The sequence below is a fragment of the Pseudomonas antarctica genome (genome assembly GCF_900624995.1).
GTDB classification, from domain to species: domain Bacteria; phylum Pseudomonadota; class Gammaproteobacteria; order Pseudomonadales; family Pseudomonadaceae; genus Aquipseudomonas; species Aquipseudomonas antarctica.
Genome location: NZ_UYXQ01000093.1, coordinates 1 through 16,163, shown reverse-complemented (window position 1 = coordinate 16,163; position 16,163 = coordinate 1). Strand labels below are relative to the sequence as shown.

General features: G+C 59.4%; 14 protein-coding genes and 2 pseudogenes. 8 read left to right on the top strand and 8 right to left on the bottom strand.

From position 1 onward, the window contains the following. Positions 1-4,582 (bottom strand): annotated as a pseudogene (locus E0F99_RS24135) (hemagglutinin repeat-containing protein); the annotation flags it as partial. A 772-nt stretch (positions 4,583-5,354) separates the two neighbouring features. On the opposite strand from E0F99_RS24135, the gene E0F99_RS24130 reads away from it, so the two are divergent. From E0F99_RS24130 to E0F99_RS24120, 3 genes and pseudogenes are all read left to right on the top strand, one after another. Beyond that, a complete protein-coding gene (locus tag E0F99_RS24130) occupies positions 5,355-6,302 on the top strand; it encodes an ornithine cyclodeaminase family protein (RefSeq protein ID WP_083359009.1) in 948 nt (315 codons plus the stop codon). A 19-nt stretch (positions 6,303-6,321) separates the two neighbouring features. Further along, positions 6,322-7,453 (top strand): annotated as a pseudogene (locus tag E0F99_RS24125) (NAD(P)/FAD-dependent oxidoreductase). Continuing rightward, entirely contained in the window at positions 7,453-8,079 is a 627-nt protein-coding gene (locus E0F99_RS24120) for a helix-turn-helix transcriptional regulator (protein ID WP_083359010.1), read from the top strand. Before E0F99_RS24125 ends, E0F99_RS24120 begins: the two are co-directional and overlap by 1 nt. A 70-nt stretch (positions 8,080-8,149) precedes the next feature. Here the strand turns inward: E0F99_RS24120 and E0F99_RS24115 are convergent, their stop codons facing one another. Further along, on the bottom strand, positions 8,150-8,938 hold the full coding sequence (locus E0F99_RS24115; protein ID WP_083359011.1) for an ABC transporter substrate-binding protein: 789 nt from the start codon (positions 8,936-8,938) through the stop codon (positions 8,150-8,152). A gap of 480 nt (positions 8,939-9,418) precedes the next feature. On the opposite strand from E0F99_RS24115, the gene E0F99_RS24110 reads away from it, so the two are divergent. The 4 genes from E0F99_RS24110 to E0F99_RS24090 all read left to right on the top strand — a co-directional run bounded on the left by E0F99_RS24110 (position 9,419) and on the right by E0F99_RS24090 (position 12,571). Beyond that, positions 9,419-10,168: a response regulator gene (locus E0F99_RS24110; RefSeq protein ID WP_083360457.1), complete on the top strand. Its 750-nt coding sequence runs from the start codon at positions 9,419-9,421 to the stop codon at positions 10,166-10,168. Further along, on the top strand, positions 10,165-11,226 hold the full coding sequence (locus E0F99_RS24105) for an ATP-binding protein (RefSeq protein WP_083359012.1): 1,062 nt from the start codon (positions 10,165-10,167) through the stop codon (positions 11,224-11,226). The genes E0F99_RS24110 and E0F99_RS24105 overlap by 4 nt, the downstream gene beginning before the upstream one ends. Before the next feature lie 229 nt (positions 11,227-11,455). Further along, complete coding sequence (locus E0F99_RS24095; RefSeq protein WP_083359014.1) at positions 11,456-11,794, top strand: hypothetical protein; 339 nt, start codon at positions 11,456-11,458, stop codon at positions 11,792-11,794. 153 nt (positions 11,795-11,947) lie between these two features. After that, the gene (locus E0F99_RS24090) at positions 11,948-12,571 is read left to right on the top strand and encodes a glycosyltransferase family 25 protein (protein WP_083359015.1); all 624 of its coding nucleotides are present in this window, start codon (positions 11,948-11,950) and stop codon (positions 12,569-12,571) included. Here E0F99_RS24090 and E0F99_RS31270 read toward each other — a convergent pair. Further along, on the bottom strand, positions 12,551-12,868 hold the full coding sequence (locus E0F99_RS31270; RefSeq protein ID WP_269457871.1) for a LysR substrate-binding domain-containing protein: 318 nt from the start codon (positions 12,866-12,868) through the stop codon (positions 12,551-12,553). The two genes, E0F99_RS24090 and E0F99_RS31270, sit on opposite strands and share 21 nt — an antisense overlap. Here E0F99_RS31270 and E0F99_RS24080 point away from each other — a divergent pair. Continuing rightward, positions 12,843-13,031: an NADPH-dependent FMN reductase family protein gene (locus E0F99_RS24080; RefSeq protein WP_197679971.1), complete on the top strand. Its 189-nt coding sequence runs from the start codon at positions 12,843-12,845 to the stop codon at positions 13,029-13,031. The two genes, E0F99_RS31270 and E0F99_RS24080, sit on opposite strands and share 26 nt — an antisense overlap. A 142-nt stretch (positions 13,032-13,173) precedes the next feature. Here E0F99_RS24080 and E0F99_RS24075 read toward each other — a convergent pair whose 3' ends face one another. The 5 genes from E0F99_RS24075 to E0F99_RS30895 form a co-directional block, all read right to left on the bottom strand. Further along, a complete protein-coding gene (locus tag E0F99_RS24075; protein WP_083359016.1) occupies positions 13,174-14,019 on the bottom strand; it encodes a DNA/RNA non-specific endonuclease in 846 nt (281 codons plus the stop codon). Positions 14,020-14,130: 111 nt separating this feature from the next. Then, entirely contained in the window at positions 14,131-14,268 is a 138-nt protein-coding gene (locus E0F99_RS30110) for a hypothetical protein (protein ID WP_156795358.1), read from the bottom strand. Positions 14,269-14,454: 186 nt separating this feature from the next. Continuing rightward, positions 14,455-15,096 (bottom strand): glycoside hydrolase family 25 protein, encoded by a 642-nt coding sequence (locus tag E0F99_RS24060; protein ID WP_083359017.1) that lies wholly within the window; start codon positions 15,094-15,096, stop codon positions 14,455-14,457. A gap of 323 nt (positions 15,097-15,419) precedes the next feature. Beyond that, a complete protein-coding gene (locus E0F99_RS24055) occupies positions 15,420-15,782 on the bottom strand; it encodes a hypothetical protein (protein ID WP_083359018.1) in 363 nt (120 codons plus the stop codon). Positions 15,783-15,784: 2 nt separating this feature from the next. Further along, positions 15,785-15,919 (bottom strand): hypothetical protein, encoded by a 135-nt coding sequence (locus E0F99_RS30895; RefSeq protein ID WP_278045762.1) that lies wholly within the window; start codon positions 15,917-15,919, stop codon positions 15,785-15,787. Between the last annotated feature and the right edge of the window lie 244 nt (positions 15,920-16,163).

Below are 16,163 nucleotides of genomic sequence, written 5' to 3'. Positions count from 1 at the left end.
CCATCTCTAACACCCCATCATTTGCAAGCGAACCGGTCTTCCAATTGGGAAGGTGCGACAGCGGGATACTTTCAAATGTCTGCCCAAACAGGTCTTCAACCCGGCTGAACTTGGATGGGCTGATTGCATCAGGGATAACCTGCCCTGGTCCTTTTGCACCCTTTACACCATTTCCAGACCCTAAGGCAGCATTCAGCAACTCAAGACTGACCTTAGTTTTCGTTTGCTTTTCAACCTCGATTAAAGCACGAACGTTAGCTAGCTGTTCAGTTGTCAGCTTGGCGGCGCCTCCAGCGGCAAGCCCCGTAGGTAATGCCTCGCTAGCGCCCATCTCAGCTATCCACACAGTGAGTTCGGCGGTGCATAGGGCCGGATTGGCTGCACAAGCTTTACTTGCAGCGCGTGCAGCGGCGATCACCTCTGGAGCTGCTGCTGCACCCATTGCACCAACAACGACGGCCAACAAGATAGCGGAGCCAATCAAACCGCCTTTAGCATCCCTCTCCGCTATCTCGGCTTTACAAGTACTGTCGCAACCATCAATTTTTGAGAACCAGAAACCAAGCTCGCCTCCAGCCCACATGCCCATGGCATTGTTTTCAGCAGCGTTTTTAGCGGTACCCGCCGCAACTACCGCGTTGTCTAAGCTCCCCGCAGCTAACCCACCAGCCAGCCCACCGGCCAATGTAGCTAGCGCCGATATCGTTTGTTTTTCTGACTCGGTCAACTGGTTCAATGGTTTGTTCGGGAAAAGTTGCTTGGCGATATATTCCCCAGTGCTGGCCCCCGCAGCACCCGCCAACGCCGAGTTACCCTGTGCTTTAGCAAGTACCGCTCCCCAAACCGCATGCGCCATTAGATTCGCAGTATCGTCATCCTCGGTAACCTTCTTGATGCGTTCAGCCACATAAGGCGCAGCTGCGCCCGCTAACGCACCACCCATGTTCCCGCCCAAAACGCCCTGGACAACGGCACTCACCGCCTGAGCTGCTTTCTTGAAGCTGCTACCTACGCCGTAGTTCTGACTGACCTGTTGGTCGATCTGATCGGGAGTCGGATTGACTGTGCCCTTGTCCAACAACTGCTGGCGTGCCGCCTTCGACTCATCACTCTTGGGGTCCTGAGCGGCTTTCATCTTGGCGGTGGCAATTGCATCCGAGATGCCATTAACCAACTCCACGGAGCTGCGAATTAGCTCCATGCGTTCTTCCATCGCCTTTTTGTCAGGGCGGTCAAGCTTCTCGTTGGCATTGGCGGTGTCACGGTTCAGGCCAACCAGATCATTGGCGCCTTCCGCGTTACGCACCATGATCGTGCCTTCGCTGACCGCACTTCGGGTCTTGCTACGGTCTGACTCACTGAGCGACATACCGAACAGGCCGCCCAAGGCTCCCTCCGACCCACCCGAACCGCTAAAACTGGCGGAACCGCTGACGCTGACAGACGTACTCTTGATATCACTCTTGTTCTTGATATCGCTGGTTATCAAACGGTCGGTGCTGAGCAGGTTCTTATCCGCCGTCGCATCACTGGCAATCACGGCCCCATGAAGCGTGGTGTTAGCGCCAACAACGATGTTGTAACCACCATTTCCCGCAAAAAAACCACTCTGGTCCGTCACCGCCTGGTAATTACTCTTCATGTTGCCGGCAGACAGGCTCGCCGATGCCGTCACCGGAACGCCATAACAGATCGGAGGAATGCAGATACTGGCGCCCACACCCGCGCTACCCTGCTTGTTCTTCTCGGTTTCGGAGTCCTGACGCGAGGCAATATTCAGGTTGCCTTCGACCCACGCATCAATCTTGCTGGCTCGGACCTGCGCGCCCTCAAGCGTGGTGTCTTTGCCGCTGTGCAAGGTCAGTGCACCGCTATCCAGCGTGGTATTGACCTGTGTGGCCGAACTACCGGTACCCATGCCTTTGGCGATCTGGGCGCCAAGGTCGATGGTAAAGCCATTCTGCTGACCAATATTGAAGCTGGCGCCTATGGCCTTTCTGTTGTTGGCGTTATTGTTTGCCCAGTCAGCGGTGTTCTGCGCGCTTTCCAGAGTGATGTCGTTCTTAGCGATCAATGCCGTTTCGGCCGCCTTCAGGCTACTGCCGATGACATGAATATCACCTACCGTGCCGGGTGCCTTTCCCGTGGCCTCGATAGCAAGCGCCTGCCCCACGTTGAGTGAACTCTGCTTGGCCGTGTGGCTTTCATATTCGCTGGTTCTTTTGCTGTGGGTCAGCGCCGTTTCAGTACCGATTTTTATCAAAGAGCCATTGCTGGACGAACTGCCTTTGTTATTGCCGTAGTCCTTGATACTCCCGGATACCGAATCACCCATACCGTTCAGGTTGTAAGCTGCCAGCGCAGCCTGCGCCAATTTCACTGCCTTGAGTTTGGGATCGTCGGCATTGTTCGCCGCCTTGATGGCACCACGGATAGAATTGAAGGTATCCACGACAGCGCCGCCAACCACTCGGCCCACTGCCAGGCTGCTGGACTTGTCGGTACTGCTCTGACTGGCGCTTTCCATGCCAGCGGCAATATTGACGTTGGCCCCCGTCAGGCTCATGTTCTTGGTACTGACCAGGTCGCTGGCAATTACGCTCAGATCACGACCGGCAGTGAGCACCACATTGCCCTGGCTCGAGCCGACAGTGCTCCCGGTCAATGTCGTCTGAGCGGACTGGCCGGTATGGTTCTGGCTGCTGATGGACAGATGCTGATTTCCGGTGATGTCATCAACGCCCAGGTTGTTGGCCGTCAGCACGCCGGTCAGGTCACGATTTTTCTCCTTGTGCGTTTCATTACGAGTGAACGTGTTTTGCGCCGCATCAATCACCAGGTCACGACCGGCCTGTACTTTCAGGTCCTGGGTACTGACAAGTCCGGAGCCTTTCACCGTGACATCATGCAGGGCCGCAACATCCACGGTGTTACCCGAAATAATGCTGCCCCTTGCTATGGTCTGCGTCTCAGAAACCGCGTCCTGAACCTTGCTCGACTTCAACCCACCCCAGCTACTTTTGCTCTTGCTGCTTTCATGCCGGACACTGTTGGAGTCGGAGACCGCAACAATCTGCACATCATTACCGGCGACTAGCTTGGCTGCCCCCTTGTCGGCAGCGACCTCACTCCCCTTGACGATGAGATTATTGCCCGCGACCAGCGTAGCGTTCGTGCCGCTGGTAACCGAGCTGGCCATGTTGGTAGTGCTGGCTAACTCATCCAGTCGACTCTTTTTGCCAGATGAGCTTTTCTTGACCTTGCTGTAGAAGCTGTAGTCTTCATTGGCCGCCGCTTGCAACGCCAGGTTAGCGCCAGCGCTCAGATACGCCTCATCCCCAGCACTGACACGGCTGGCAATCAGCGCTAAGTCCTTCCCAGCGCTGAGCACCACATCCCCCCCAGCCTTAACCGAAGTCGCCACCTGACTCACATGGTCTTCCTGCGCCTTAACCTTCTTCAGGTTCAACGCCGCATGCTGCTCATCCGCCGCCGAAGCCAAGATCAGGTCCCCACCCGCCGACATCGCCACATCCCGCTTGGCATCAATCTGGCTGGCAATCGCGGTCAAGTCTCTCCCGGCCTTTGCCGACAGGTCGCGACCCGCCGTCACCGACGAGCCGTTCTGCGTGACGGAGCTGCTGTTGGAGCGCGTTTGGGTGTTGGCGTTGTTGTTGACCTGCTCCACCGACCCAAAGCTCAGGTCGCGCCCGGCCTGAATCGTGGTGTCGCGGCCGCTGTCGAGCACGCTGCCCTGGTTGGAGAAGTCACGCCCGGCGTTGATGCTCAGGTCGTTGGCCGCTTCGATGCGGGCTGCGCTGCTGAGGAACTCGCGGTGTTCACTGGAGACGCCGTCGCTGCTGTCGTGACGGGTGACGGTGCGTTCGTTTATCACGTCGCCGTTCACGGCGGTCAGGGTGACGTCGCGGCCTGCAATGATGCCGCCGGCCTTGTTGACGATGTTGTTGCCGGCCAGCAGGTCCAGGCGGTTGCCCGCTTCAATCAAGCCGCTGTTCACCAGGTCATTGCCGGCCTTGGCCGACAGGTTGTTGCTGGCGCGCAGGGTGCCGACGTTGTTGAGGTCTTGCCCGGCGATCAGGCTGACGTCGTTGCCGGCAATCAGCGCACCGGTCGGCGCCAGGCGGTTGTTGGCGTTGGCCAGGTACAGCACCGGCACCAGCACTTCTTCGCCGTTGACCACGCTCTTTTCCAGCCAGACGATGTCGTGGGTCAACGCTGCCACTTGCTCGGAAGTCAGGTTTACCCCCACGGCCAGGTTCAGTGTTTGCTTGCTGGCGATGGCGTTGTCCATCAGGTGTTTGAAGAGTTTTTCGTCGGTGGTTTGCCCATCGATAAAACGTTGGCCGGTGCGAGCCACGACAGCTTGTTGGACCAGGCGCTGTTCGTAGAAACCATCGCCCAGGCGCTTGGCGCTCTCGTCCGGGTTGTAGCCCAGGCCAGAGAGCAGGTAGTCCGAGCTCATGAATTGCTTCATGTCGGTGAGCACGGGGTTGGTTTCGATCAGGTATTTGTGCGCTTGCGACACGCCGCTTCTATCGGGCAGGCCTTGCACGCGGCTGATGGCTTGGGCGCCTACCGCGCTCGGTGGTGCACTGGCTTGAATCGCAACGGTGGCCGGGGCGTCATGCGGTGCTGGGCCTGGGAGCGAAGCCGGGCCCTCAGGTGCGGTGACCACAACCCGGGCATCTCGCTCAACCAGGGTCGGGGAAAGGTCGGCGCCGGGTTGGGCGCTGCCACTTGGGTTCAACGCCGCGATACCGTCGACATGCGCGATACCGCCAGCTGTCGTGCGGCCGGGCTGTTGCACGACAGCATCGGCACTGCCGACGCCGGCAGCGTTGACCGCGCGTGCACTGGCATCAATGCTGCCTGCGGTACGGGCCGCGACGCTCAGTGCGTGGGTGCTTGCGGACACCTGGGCGACGTCGCCCAGTTGAAGCGTGCGTGCCGAGTTCGCTGGAAGGGTTTGTTGACGTTGCGCCAGGTCGACGCTCGCGCCGCCGAGTGTCCAGCTCTGCGCGCCGGTATTGCCTTGGGCCGCTTGCCCTTGGGTGGCGCCCTGCCCGCTCAGGCGGAACAAGCCGTTCTGACCGGTAGGCAAGGTGAAGCCTGGCAGGCTTACTGGGTTGACTTGCCGTTGCGCCAGGTCCGGTCGCAGTTGCGCGTTGATGGAAATGGCGGTGGAGTGGCCGCTGCCCGCGCCGGTCTCTGCCTTGGTACGGTGCGCATCACTTTGATCGGAAGGCGGCGACGTCGCTTTTTTTTAATATGGATATTGCCCAGCAGAACTAAAAGTCCATAATGGACAAATTAGTTTATTTGCAGAGATCGCCATGTCCAGCACGCCCCACGTGATCAACCAACCCCAGGCCCACGAATTACTCACCCAGCTCGATGTGCCTCACATCCTGCGCAAGCTGTTTCGCGACCTGGCCGCAGGGCGTGCGGTGCAACCGGCGCAACAGTGGGTAGAGTTCCCGCAGGGCGCCGGCGACTTTATCAACTACTTGGGGGTGCTGGCCGAAGACGGGGTTTACGGGGTCAAGACCTCGCCGTACATCGTGCGCGAGCAAGGCCCGCTGGTCACGGCATGGACGCTGTTGATGTCGATGCATACCGGCCAGCCCTTGTTGCTTTGCGATGCGGCAGAGTTGACCACCGCGCGCACTGCCGCCACCACCGCCGTGGCGGTGGACGCCCTGGCACCGGCGGCAGCCCGGCGCCTGGCGATCATCGGCAGCGGCAAGGTCGCTCAGGCGCACCTGCGCTACGTGCAGAACCTGCGCGCCTGGCAGCACATCAGCCTGTATTCGCCCAGCCTGAGCCGAGCAAATGCCGAGACCCTCGCCCACCTCAAAGGCCTGGACCCACGCCTGACCCTGGCCCAGACCTGCGACGCGGCCGTGGAAGATGCCGACGTCATTCTGCTCTGCACCTCATCGGCAGGCCCTGTGATCGAGCCGATGCGCCTGAGTAAACCCGCACTGATCACCTCCATCAGCACCAATGCCCCGCGCGCCCATGAAGTGCCGCCTGCGAGCCTCGAGCACATGCACGTGTTCTGCGACTATCGCCAGACCACCCCGGGCGCAGCCGGTGAGATGCTGATCGCCAGTGAACGCCACGGCTGGGACAAGCGCGCCATCGTCGGCGACCTGCCCGAATTACTCAGCGACATGGCGCAGCGCCCGGACTACGACCGCCATGTGTTTTTCCGCTCGATCGGCCTGGGCCTGGAAGATATTGCGCTGGCCAATGCCCTGTACCAGATCCAGCGCTAAGCGCTTTTAGGAGACGTTTATGAGCCATGCAGATTTCATCATCATCGGCGGCGGCATTGCTGGCGCATCCACGGGTTTCTGGCTGTCACAGCACGGCAAAGTGTTGGTGCTGGAGCGCGAAAACCACCCGGCCTATCACTCCACCGGGCGTTCGGCGGCGCTCTATACGGCAGCTTATGGCACCCCGCAAGTGCGCGCGCTGACCCTGGCCAGCCGCGAGTTCTTCGACAACCCACCGGCTGGCTTCTGTGAGCACCCGCTGCTGACGCCGCGCGGCGAAATGACCGTGGATTTCAGCGGCGATCCGGCGGAGCTGGAGAGCCAATACCTGAGCGCCAAAGCCAGCGTGCCGCAGGTCGAACGGCTGAGTGCCGATGAGGCCTGCGCGCGGTTGCCAATCCTGCGCCGTGAGAAAGTCCACGGCGCGATCTTCGACCCCACCGCCAGCGACATCGACACCGACGCTCTGCACCAAGGCTATTTGCGCGGTATCCGGCGCAACCACAGCGAAGTGCGCACCGACAGCCACGTGCTGAGTTTGAGCCGTGACGCCGACGGCCTGTGGCAGGTGCGCACCCAGGATGCGACGTACACCGCGCCGGTCATCATCAACGCCGCCGGCGCGTGGGCCGACCATATCGGCGAGCTGGCGGGCGCGGCGCCCATCGGCTTGCAACCCAAGCGCCGTTCGGCGTTTATCTTCGCCGGGCCTGAGGGTGTGGACACCCACCATTGGCCGATGCTGGTGGCACTCGACGAAGCCTTCTACATGAAGCCCGATGCCGGCATGTTCCTGGGCTCACCGGCCAACGCCGACCCGGTTGAACCGCAAGATGTGCAGCCCGAAGAGCTGGACATCGCCATGGGCATCTATCAGATCGAAGAAGCCACCACCTTGACCATCCGCCGCCCGACGCGGACCTGGGCCGGCCTGCGCAGCTTTGTGCACGACGGTGATTTGCTCTCGGGCTTCGATCCGCAGGTGCCCGGGTTGTTCTGGGTGGCGGCACAAGGCGGCTATGGCATCCAGACATCACCGGCCATGGGCCAGGCGAGCGCAGCCCTGGTGCGCGGCGCCGCTGCCGGAGCCGTTGACGCGATTCGGCCTGGACGCTGGTATGCTCTCGCCCGTCCGCCTGGAGCCGCATTAATGAACACCGCCGAGCAAGAAAAGGTCATGCAGAATTTCCGTGCGATCGCTGACGCGATCGCTACGCTGTTCTTCCCCCACGCCGAAGTGGTGCTGCATGACCTGCGCACGCAAAAAGTCGATTACATTGCCAATAACCTGTCCAAACGCGCCCTCGGTGACGACTCATCGTTGGAGGACATGCTCAGCGATGACGTCAGCGAAGTGAATATCGGCCCGTACGAAAAGCTCAATTGGGACGGTCAGAAAATTCGCAGCCTGAGCACCGTGCTCCACGACCACAAAGGGCGCAGGCTCGCGCTGTTGTGCATCAACCTGAATATCTCGCTGTTCGAAAATGCCAAGGCGGCGTTGGATCTGTTCCTGTCGCCAAGCAAGCTGATCGCGCAACCGGACTCGCTGTTTCGTGATGACTGGCAGGAGCGGATCAACACCTTCTTGCATGCGTGGATGCGCGAGCGCCAGTTGAGCCTGAACCTGCTGACCCGTGACCATAAGCGCGAGCTGGTGCTGGCGCTGCATGCCGAAGGCGCGTTCAAGGGCAAGAGTGCCTCCAACTATGTGGCGAATGTGCTGGGGATGGGGCGGGCGACGGTTTACAAGCATTTGAAGGAATTGAAGGGCTGAGGCGATCATCTTCGAAACACCATCCATCAACGGTGGGCGCAGGCCTCATTGGCCTACGCCATTTTCATAGTCAGTCGCCGTAGATATCCGATTTGAAGTACTTCTGTGAAATCTTCTGGTACTCGCCATTGGCGCGAATGCCATCGATGGCCGCATTCAACGCACTGACCAACGCAGTATTGCCCTTGCGCACGGCGATCCCGGCGCCCTCGCCCACGTATTTCGGGTCCTTGAGTTCCGGGCCGACGAAAGCGTAACCCTTGCCGCGCGGCATGCTCAGGAAGTCGCTCAGCGGGATGGTGTCGGCAAAGATCGCATCCAGGCGCCCCGAGGCCAGGTCCATATAGATTTCTTCGTTGTTGCTGTAGCGCTTGACGTTAACGCCCTTGGGCTCGAACACCTCGCTGGCATAACGGTCGGTGGTCGTGGCCCGTTGCACGCCGACGGTCTTGCCTTTGAGGCTGGCGTACTGGTCATCCACCACCGCACCGTCCTTCATCACCAGCCGCGAGGAGGTGAAGTAATACTTGTGACTAAAGTCCACCGACTTCTTGCGGTCTTCATTGATGGTCATGGACGACAGAGCCATGTCGATTTTCTTCACCTTGAGGGAAGGAATCAGGCCGTCGAACTCACCTTCCACCCACACGCACTTGGCTTTCATCTGCGCACACAAGGCGTTGCCGATGTCGTAGTCGAACCCCTCGATCTTGCCCTCTTGCGTCTTGGACGCGAACGGCGGGTACGCCGCCTCGATGCCGATGCGCAGGGGTTTGTCGGCAGCCAGTACGTGGCTGGAAGCAATCAGGCTCAGGGCCAAGGTCAGGGGTAGCGCGGTGAGAAGCGTGCGTTTCTTCATGATCGTTGTCTCGCAAGTTGTTGTTGGTTTGGCAAGAAGTGAAGAAAGAAAGGGGACTGCTTTTTTGTACTTATAATTCCATACTGGACTTTTGTGTATTGCCCGTCAATCCGCCTGGCTCATCCACCCTTACTGCATAAAACCTCCCATGAACCTCATATCGCCCAGGCACACTGGGAGCTCAGCGTCGGTGATAAAGGGCAAGTAACGCGCCGAGGGCTATGGTTTTGGCTGGGAAATCCACTGCTGATCTGAACGGAGTGCGGCGGGCAACATTATTGCCCGCCTCCATCGTTCCTCCACAAAACCTCCCATGAAAGCGCACGTTTGTTGCGCACAATGCACCGACCACGGTCGAATGGCATCCCCCAGAGGCTATGATCAACATTCGAACACGTGACCACGGACGGCAGCCACGACACGGCAGATAACCGCGAGCACAGGGATGCGACGGCGCGCGACCTATTCACCGAGCAGACCATGAATGATTTTCCCGTTGCATCGATGCCCCGACCAGACAACGCCCGCGAAACTCAGGCGCTGGTGTTGATTGCGGAAGACGAGCCCGAGATCGCGGACATCCTGATTGCCTATCTCAAGCGCAGCGGTTTTCGCACCGCCCACGCACTCAATGGCCGACACGCCTTAGAAATGCACCTGGCACTCAAGCCGGACCTGTTGCTGCTGGATGTACTGATGCCCAAGGTGGATGGCTGGCAGGTACTTGCTGAAGTGCGCCATCGCGGCAATACGCCGGTGATCATGCTGACGGCGCAGGATCAGGACATGGACAAGCTGATGGGCCTGCGCATCGGGGCCGACGATTACATCGTCAAACCGTTCAACCCGGCAGAGGTAGTCGCCCGCACCCAGGCAGTGCTGCGGCGCTCCCTCGCTTACAACCACCGCGCTACTGCCACAGTGCTGCGGGTGGATGCGTTTGATATCGACTTGGAAAGCTATGAAGTCACGGTGACTGTCGCCGGCAAACACCTCCCGCTGGCCTTGACCGTCACCGAGTTCCGCTTGCTGGCCCAGCTGGCCAAAGCGCCGAAACGGGTGTTTACCCGCACCGAACTACTGGCCCAATGCTCCCCGGAAAGTGACAGCCTGGAACGCACGGTCGACAGCCACATCAGCAAACTGCGCCGCAAGATCGAAGAGTTGGGGTTGCAGGGCGTGCCGACCAGCATCCGCGGCGTTGGCTACCGCTTTGGAAGTGCCTCGTGAAAAGGTTCAACGGTTTGAGCCGCCAGATCATCCTGTCGATGTCCGTGGTGGTGTTGTGCGTGATCGCACTGGCCGTGATTGGCTCGTACATTTTCTACGCGTTGCTTTGGACGTACTGGCCGCTCACCGACGACGAAGTGGATCAGTGGCTGCCGGCCAGTGCCGAGTGGATATGGATGGGCTTGACCACGTGCGTGAGCTTGGCGGTGGGTTCGATCGTGGCGCTGAAGTTATCGCGGCGGATCCTGATGCCCTTGAACTCGGTGGCCGAGAACCTGCGCAAACTGGCGGACGGCGACCTGGATGTGCAAGCCGTGGCCGGTGACCAGTCCATGGGTGAGGCGGCCATTCTGGTGGATGACTTCAATAGCATGGCCAAACGCTTACAGCGTATGGCACAGGAGCAGGCGTTCTGGAATGCGGCGATTGCCCACGAACTGCGCACGCCCCTGACCATCCTGCGCGGGCGCTTGCAAGGCTTGGCCGAAGGCGTATTCGAGCCCGACACCGTGCAGTTCTACAGTTTGTTGGGCCAAGTAGAAGGCTTGACCCGCGTGATCGAGGACTTGCGCGTCGTCGGCCTGGCCGACAGTGGCTACCTGGAACTCAACCTGCAGGAAGCCGACCTGGCCACGGGGATTGAAGAGGATGTGCGACTGTTCGAACCGAGCCTGGCGGACGCAGGGTTTGTGCTGCAACTGGACCTGCAACGCCGCACGATGCGTTGCGACCCGGCCAGGATTCGCCAGGCCTTGTTGGCGCTGCTGGACAATATCCGCCGCCACGCGACACCGGGCAACGTCATCGTGCACCTGAGTACCCGCGATGCCATCAATTACCTGCGCGTGCGCGATGACGGCCCCGGCATCGACGAGGGCTTCGCCAAACACATGTTCGAGGCCTTCCAACGCGGTGAACACTCCCGCTCCCGCGCCCAAGGTGGCAGCGGTCTGGGCCTGGCGGTGGTACGCGCGATTGCCCTCGCCCATGGCGGGGCCGTGACTTGCCGCAGGATGGAAAACGGCGGAACGCTGTTCGAACTCAGTTGGCACGCTTGATTTAACCAGGTACTGCGATGCGTATTTTTTCCTGGGGGGGCACGCGAACCGCCCGCTATCGACACTTTGCCTTGTTGGATACCCACGGCGTTTGCAGGGCGTTCAAGAGCTGTGGTGAAAAACCTGCCGGTGAGCACTGGGTAGAAGTTGAACACGTGAACTTGGCCTGGCTGGGAAGCACGCTGCCCAACCGCGCTCGGATCGTTTAGCACTCTAGGTGGCCTAGACTATGTCAACTGCACAGCAACCTTTCGCTAACGCGTACTTATCAACCCTTGAAGACGCGCTGAGACTGCATACCTTGCGGCTCAAAAAACTACAGCGCTTCTGGGTCCCGCTGCAGCAACGCGCGCCCAAATGGGTGTTGGCGTTGTGGGTGCTTGGCGTCTGCATGTCAGTGGCGACCCAGTGCTACTACCATTGGCTGGTGACCGCCCCGATGATTTGTGGGTTGATCGTGGCGGAAATCATCATCGACGAAAGGCAAATGACACTGCTGCTGCGCGCGGATGCCACGCGTGAGTTGCTCAGGGAGGTGCGCGAAAACCGTGTGTATCACTCTGGGTAATCTCGATTACACATATCTATTGAGGTTTCGCCAATACGCTTGGGAGCACTCCTACAGACGATAGCAGGACCAAAACATAGCCTTGATCGCTGACCCACTTTAGACGGTTAAAAGGCAGTGATCACGGCTATGTCATCTCTAGGAGCATTACAAGTGGACGGTGTGTTTTGCATCAGCCTTGAAGAGCGTGAGGACCGCCGCACGTTGCTTCGAAAGGAATTTGCAGGCACTCGCTTGAACATCGAGTTTTATATTGCCAAAAAAGATACCAACCCTGAGCGCGGGTGTTTTACCTCTCATCAGGCCTGCGCGGCGTTGGCGCTCGAGCGCGGGTATAAAAACGTCCTGATCCTGGAGGATGACGCCACACTGGTCGGCGTAAAAAACTCGGCTATCCAGCGCATCAATCACTTTTTGTGCTCCCGACAGCCTGACCTGTTTTACCTTGGCGTGACGCTGGGCACTATGTGGCTCACTTGGAGTTTTAATATCACGCGATGTCGGGCCAAAGGTACTCACGCCTATATCCTGTCCAATTCAGCGTGCAAAAAATTGCTGGCGTTTGAGTATTCCGACCTGCCCATAGACCGGCTCTACTCCAAAAGCTTCAAAGCGTATTGCGCCTTCCCGATGATCTGCCAACAACAACCTGAAGAAATAAACCCAAGCGATATCAGCTCAGGCGCAACCCACAGCTTTTGGGCAAACAACTGGAGAAGGCAATACCGAGAAATTTTCCGGAATATTGGGAAAACATTAATTAGGAGGGATTTTTAACGGGCCTTGCCTTTCCTGAAGGTCATCGAGCAGCCATCGGCCTGCTGTGCTTAAAACGCGATTTTGCATGTGCGCTGCGTAGATCGTGAGGGTGTCGGGTGCGCGCTGCAGTTCGGCGGCTAACTCCAGCGGCACCAGGCGCCCGCTGGCCAGGTGGTCCGCAGCCAGATGCTCCGGCATTCGACACCAACCGAACCCGGGGAGCAAAAAATACAGCCGGCGTGCCAAATCGACAAACCGCCACGGGTGACACCGGATCGGACAGTGCCAGTTGCACCTATGGCTCGAGGTCAGCACGCCTTGCCTTACGGCCGAGCATGGCCAAGGGATGCTCGCTGGCGACGATGGGCCTCAAGTCGACGCTGAGCAGCGCCAGTGCGTTGATGTCGTCGGGCACGTGGTTATTTCAACCCCGGTCTATAACTACAACGTGCCGGCGGCGCTACAGTGGTCGATCTAGGAGGCGTCAGGATGGAGGATTTTCTCGAGACCGTTGATGATCAAATCCAAACGTCTTTGCGCAGTTAGCACGCACCATGTTCAAACAGGCTTCTGTAGCGAGCGGACTGAGGGGTATTAGCCAAATACGCTTGATTTTGCCGCTACTGACAGCCGATCCGGCTCGGCAACTGGCCCTGCTTCGACTTCAGCGCGGCCTGCACCGGTTGCGGCAAATTGCTCCAGAACGTCAGACCTGAGCGCGCCTCGATCTGGTTAACGGTCACCTGGTAATCGCAGAAGTTCGCGCCCTTGGGCGTCTCCTGGTTCATCACAAACGAGGCGTAAAGCCCGCTTTCGGGTGAGCTGCCGACGAAGATGATTTTCCAGTAGCCACTGGGAATGGTGTGCACCTTGTTCGTCCCCGGCAGCGTGCCGACAAAATGCTCATACAGCGGCCCGGTGGCGACAAACACCTGGTCAATGCCTGGCTGTTTGCTGAGGGTGCGCTCCTGGTCTTCAAGGTGCGCCCAAGGCCCCTGGTTGAGATCAGCCTTTTGCGGCGTGATGTTCGACAGGTAATTGAGGGTCTGCCAGTCAGCAACACCCGCCATTGACGCCAGGTTGGCCTGATGGCCGCGGTCGACTTTGAGCGCGACATTTGCGCCGTTGTAATCCACCGGGTCGAGCGTGTCGCCGGCGGGAATATCCGGGTCGGTCTTCCAGTCGCGGGGGCGACCGCTGGCTGGCGTGTCCTTGGTGATTCTGTACGCCACCCAGTTGGCAAACTTGGTCGAGCCATTGTTGTTCAGCGTGTACGCCTGGTGGTTCAACGTCAGCGGGCTGCCGCCGCTGGGGCAACCCACCGAGCAGTTATCGAACGGCAATGCCTGCTGTAGCGGGGGCTGAGCAGTGACGAGGGGTTCGCGGGTTCTATCGGGCGTGGTACAGGCGGCAAGCAGCGGGATGAATAGATACGCCAGGTGCTTTAACTTCATACGTCCTTGCATGGTGTAGCTCCTCGAGGTGGCGGCGATAAATGGCAAGTCGACGGGGGCGATTCCTTCGCGAGTCGACATACACATTAAACCAGCGCAAATGTTTCAATGTGAGGATAAGCGTTACCACTGGCTGAAAATAAGATCAATCCAACGAGCACGACCCGGCAGATCCGCCAGGCGTTGCCCTACGACGCACAGGCACTGCTCGCACTGGATACCTACGCGACCGCCCACGCCAGCCGTCGCGTCTTTATCCATGACGCTGTCATGCGCTTGCCGTCCCCCGTGGTGCTGACGCCTGCGGGTTTGGTACAAGCCTCTCGTTACGCCAACACGTGCCCTCGATCGTGGGCGTGCCCCCCACCACTGACAGAAAGACCTACAATCGCGAGGCTTAGCAGAAAAGGGACAACGGCCTCTATCGACGCCGTTGCGCTGTAGGCATCAGGGCTTGACCCAATCCAGGTCTACCGCGCCCTGAATACCCTCAACCCGCCCCTTGCTGCTGTGCTGCCACCACTGCCAGCTCTTGCCCTGCTTGCTCCAAGTTTGCGGCACGGTGGGCTGGGCGGCATCCCAATGGGCGATCCACAGCGGGCATTCGCTGAAGTCATACTTGCGCCAGGCCACGCTGTTGCTCCAGACGCTAGGCGAGGCATAAATATGCGGATAAGCGCCCTCCAACAGCGAAACCCTGACAAGCGTCACCAGTTGGAACAGCGCATCGGCCATCTGGTCCGCAGTGGCCGCTTCGTTGCGGTTCGTCTCGACGTCAATGGCGAGGATGTCCTGCCCGACCTTGAACCCCACCTCGGCGAGCCGGGCCTTGATATTGGCCAGTTGCTCACACGGTGTGCTGCTCAACGCACGGAAATAGTGGTAAACCCCGGCCTTCAGGCCGTTCGCCTTCATCCCCTGGAAGTTCTCGACGAATTTGGGGTCGGTGTAGTCGCCGCCCTCCGTCATCTTCACTATCGCATGGGTGACACCCGCGCCTGCCACACGCGCCCAGTCGATGTTGCCCTGCCAGCGCGACACGTCGATACCCCGTGCGTTTTCATCAGTAATCGGTCCTTCGCAACTCATATCTACACGCCCTCAGTGAATGTCTCGTCGACGTATCTTTTCATCAACGACCGGCCGCCATGCACTATCGGGATACCGCACATTGCTCATTCCGGGTGAAAGCCTGCACATCAATGCACGATGCCGCGCCATGAGGATCTTTATCCGCAGACGGCCAATAATGGTTCGGGGCGCACTGCTGCGTTCAATCTGCAAGGCCGGTGGCGGCCAGTCGGCATACGCCGGGCAATGGGCTGGGGTTGAGCATGGTGGCGGCTGGCGTTGCGATTGAATCGGGCAACGGGCTCGCGATAAGAGCTGATCCGGCGAGAAATCATTGCAGGCTACCAGCCATACAAGTAGACCCAGAGGGCAGCGCCAGCAGCCAATACCATCCCAAAATGATACGGCCACAGCGCCCAACGCTTGAGGGATAGCGGGACGGACGCCAGCTCAGCCTCGGTCACCTCCCCTCTTTTGATGTGAAATTTAGGCATGCCCAACAGTTCAGTGATCAGGAGCATGCGATGAAACCTGTCGATGTGCTGATTTTTGCCCCAAAAACGTTTGTTGTCGCAGACCACCTTGTTCTCGCTGAAGTAGCTTTCCAGTGCTTCGAGCTTTGTGTACTCAGCGTATAAAGTCAGCCCTGCGAAAATCAGCGCCCCTGCAGATAAAAAAATTGCGAGGATGAGTTGAAAATCCATGCTTAAGCGCCCTCTGGTTGAAAGATCAAATCACCGTCGATCTCTTCGATTTGCCCGCCCAGAAACGCACCGCCAGTGCCGAATACGTTGCCTCCTGCATACCCTCCCGCCGCGCCGCCGATCACTGCGCAGGCCAAATCACCGTTTCCTTTTGCCGCGACACCCAAAAAAACCTTACAGCCGAGGCGGGCTATTCTCGCCCCCACTTTCCCTCCCCAATAAGCCCCCGCCACACCGCCCGCCAACTTCCCCGTCTCCACATACTTCGCCCGCCCACCCCCCCCCTCCCCCCCCTCCCCCCCCCCCCCCTTGCTCCCCACCCCCTCCACCCCCACCCCCACCCCCCACCCCACCTCCCGCCCCCTCCCCACACCCACCCAC

Coding starts and splice junctions, on each gene's coding strand:
- E0F99_RS24130 (WP_083359009.1), top strand. CDS start 5,355: ATGTCCAGCACGCCCCACGTGATCAACCAACCCCAGGCCCACGAATTA.
- E0F99_RS24120 (WP_083359010.1), top strand. CDS start 7,453: ATGAACACCGCCGAGCAAGAAAAGGTCATGCAGAATTTCCGTGCGATC.
- E0F99_RS24115 (WP_083359011.1), bottom strand. CDS start 8,938: ATGAAGAAACGCACGCTTCTCACCGCGCTACCCCTGACCTTGGCCCTG.
- E0F99_RS24110 (WP_083360457.1), top strand. CDS start 9,419: ATGAATGATTTTCCCGTTGCATCGATGCCCCGACCAGACAACGCCCGC.
- E0F99_RS24095 (WP_083359014.1), top strand. CDS start 11,456: ATGTCAACTGCACAGCAACCTTTCGCTAACGCGTACTTATCAACCCTT.
- E0F99_RS24075 (WP_083359016.1), bottom strand. CDS start 14,019: ATGCAAGGACGTATGAAGTTAAAGCACCTGGCGTATCTATTCATCCCG.
- E0F99_RS30110 (WP_156795358.1), bottom strand. CDS start 14,268: ATGGATAAAGACGCGACGGCTGGCGTGGGCGGTCGCGTAGGTATCCAG.
- E0F99_RS24060 (WP_083359017.1), bottom strand. CDS start 15,096: ATGAGTTGCGAAGGACCGATTACTGATGAAAACGCACGGGGTATCGAC.
- E0F99_RS24055 (WP_083359018.1), bottom strand. CDS start 15,782: ATGGATTTTCAACTCATCCTCGCAATTTTTTTATCTGCAGGGGCGCTG.